General features: G+C 72.5%; 3 protein-coding genes. All 3 read left to right on the top strand.

What is annotated here, in order from left to right; all coding sequences use genetic code 11:
- The first annotated feature begins 18 nt into the window (after window positions 1–18).
- The 3 genes from sbnA to RM555_RS03410 are packed head-to-tail and all read left to right on the top strand — an operon-like array spanning window position 19 to window position 2,233.
- On the top strand, window positions 19–999 hold the full coding sequence (gene sbnA / locus RM555_RS03400; RefSeq protein WP_132240746.1) for a 2,3-diaminopropionate biosynthesis protein SbnA: 981 nt from the start codon (window positions 19–21) through the stop codon (window positions 997–999).
- Window positions 993–2,030 carry a 2,3-diaminopropionate biosynthesis protein SbnB gene (sbnB, locus tag RM555_RS03405; protein WP_311410393.1) on the top strand — a complete coding sequence of 346 codons (1,038 nt, stop codon included), beginning with the start codon at window positions 993–995 and terminating at the stop codon, window positions 2,028–2,030. The genes sbnA and sbnB overlap by 7 nt, the downstream gene beginning before the upstream one ends.
- Entirely contained in the window at window positions 2,027–2,233 is a 207-nt protein-coding gene (locus tag RM555_RS03410; protein WP_121401347.1) for an MbtH family protein, read from the top strand. The genes sbnB and RM555_RS03410 overlap by 4 nt, the downstream gene beginning before the upstream one ends.
- Window positions 2,234–2,299 lie beyond the last annotated feature (66 nt).

Here is a 2,299-nt window from a genome sequence, read left to right on the forward strand (position 1 = left end):
CCCGGAGAGGGGGTTGAAATGGATCAGGGAATTCTCTCCACGGTCGGCAACACGCCCCTGGTGCGCCTGGACCGGTTGTTTCCCGAATTTCCCGCCCGGGCGTACGCGAAACTCGAACAGTTCAATCCGGGCGGGAGCATCAAGGACCGGGCCGCGCTGAACATGCTGCGCGGAAAGATCGAATCCGGCGAACTGGTGCCGGGACGGTCCGTGGTGGTGGAGTCCAGCTCCGGCAACCTCGCCATCGGCCTGGCCCAGATCTGCGCGTACTTCGGGATTCGGTTCATCTGCGTGGTGGACCCGAAGACCACCCGGCAGAACCTGGCGGTGCTGGCCGCGTACCAGGCCGAGATCGACATGATCGAGCACCCCGACCCGGTGACCGGCGAGTATCTCGCGGTCCGGCGCCGCCGGGTGCGCGAGCTGGTGGAGACCGTGCCCGGCGCGTACCGCCCGGACCAGTACACCAACCCGCTCAACGCCCGCGCCCAGCGGCAGACCATGGCCGAGATCATGACCGAGCTGGACGGCCGGGTCGACTACCTGTTCTGCTCCACCGGCACCTGCGGCACCCTGGTCGGCTGCGCCGACTACCTGCGCGAGAACGGCCACCGCACCCGGATCGTCGCGGTCGACGCCGTCGGCAGCGCGATCTTCGGCCACCCGCCCGCGCCCCGGCTGATCCCCGGGCACGGCGCCTCGGTGGTGCCGCCGCTGGCCGCCAACGCCCGGCCGGACGAGGTGCTGCACGTCTCCGACCTCGACTGCGTGGTCGGCTGCCGGTTGCTGGCGGTCCGGGAGGCCATCCTCGCCGGCGGATCCTCCGGGGCGACGGTGGCCGCGCTGCGGCGCCGGATGGCGGACCTGCCCGCCGGGAGCACCAGCGTCCTGATCTTCCCGGACAACGGCGACCGCTACCTCGACACCATCTACTCCGATCGCTGGGTGACCGAACAGTTCGGCGAGGTCAGCCACCTGTGGAAGGGCGAAAAATGCTGATCATCGGCCATGCCGTGGTTCGGGACGTGCTCGACGGCGACGAGGCCCGGGTCATCGACCTCGTCCGGCAGGCGTACCTTCTGCACGAGCAGGGCCGCACCAGCGTGCCGCACTCGGTCTTCCTGCGCTTCCCCGACAACGCCCGCAACCGGATCATCGGGCTGCCCGCGTACCTGGGCGCCGATCCGCCGGCCGCCGGCATGAAGTGGATCTCCTCGTTCCCGGCGAACATCGGGCGGGGCCTGGACCGCGCCAGCGCCGCCATCGTGCTGAACTCGCTGGAGACCGGCCAGCCCGAGGCGGTGATCGAGGGATCGGTCATCTCCGCCCGGCGCACCGCGGCCGGCGCGGCCCTCGCCGCGCAGCTGCTGACCGCCGAGCGCCGCCCGGACGGCCTGGCGCTGATCGGCTGCGGGCTGATCAACGAGCAGGTGCTGCGCTTCCTGACGGTGGCCCTGACCCCGCCGGCCTCGCTGGTGCTGCACGACACCGACCCGCGCCGGGCCGAGGCGTTCGCCGCCCGCGCGGCGGCCCTGCTGCCGGCCACGACGATCAGCGTGGCGGCGAGCGCCGAGCAGGCCCTGGCCGCCCACCGGTTGGTCTCGATCGCCACCACCGCCAGCGAACCGCACCTGGAGCTGACCGCCTGCCAGCCGGGGACCGTGGTGCTGCACCTGTCGCTGCGCGACCTGCACCCCGAGGCGATCCTGTCGGCCCGCAACGTCGTCGACGACCCCGACCACGTGTGCCGCGAGCGCACCTCGCTGCACCTTACCGAGCAGCTCACCGGCGGCCGGGCCTTCATCCACACCACCATCGGCCGGCTCGCCGGCGGTGTGGCGCTGCCCGCCGCCGACGTCCCCGGGCCGGTGGTGGTCTCGCCGTTCGGGCTGGGCGTGCTGGACATCGCCCTGGCCGACCACGTCCGCCGCACGGCGGCCGAGCGGGGCCTCGGCGTGCGGATCGACGACTTCACACCCGTACCGGCCGCCGCCGTGGCGACCGCGCGACCCACGAGGGAGAGAACATGAGCGACGACGACCGCAGCTACCTGGTGGTGCTCAACGACGAGGAGCAGTACTCGATCTGGTGGAGCGACCGGGCGCTGCCGGCCGGCTGGCGGGCCGAGGGCACCGAGGGCACCCGCGACGAGTGCCTCAGCCGGATCAACGAGCTCTGGACCGACATGCGGCCGAAGAGCCTGCGCCTGCGCATGGACGGCGCGTCCGTCTGACGGACCCCCGGCAGGCGTGACCCCCGGCCGTCCGCGATCGACCCCCCACCCCGGAGGAGCACCCCG

Source organism: Micromonospora reichwaldensis (assembly GCF_031845925.1).
GTDB lineage: Bacteria > Actinomycetota > Actinomycetes > Mycobacteriales > Micromonosporaceae > Micromonospora > Micromonospora reichwaldensis.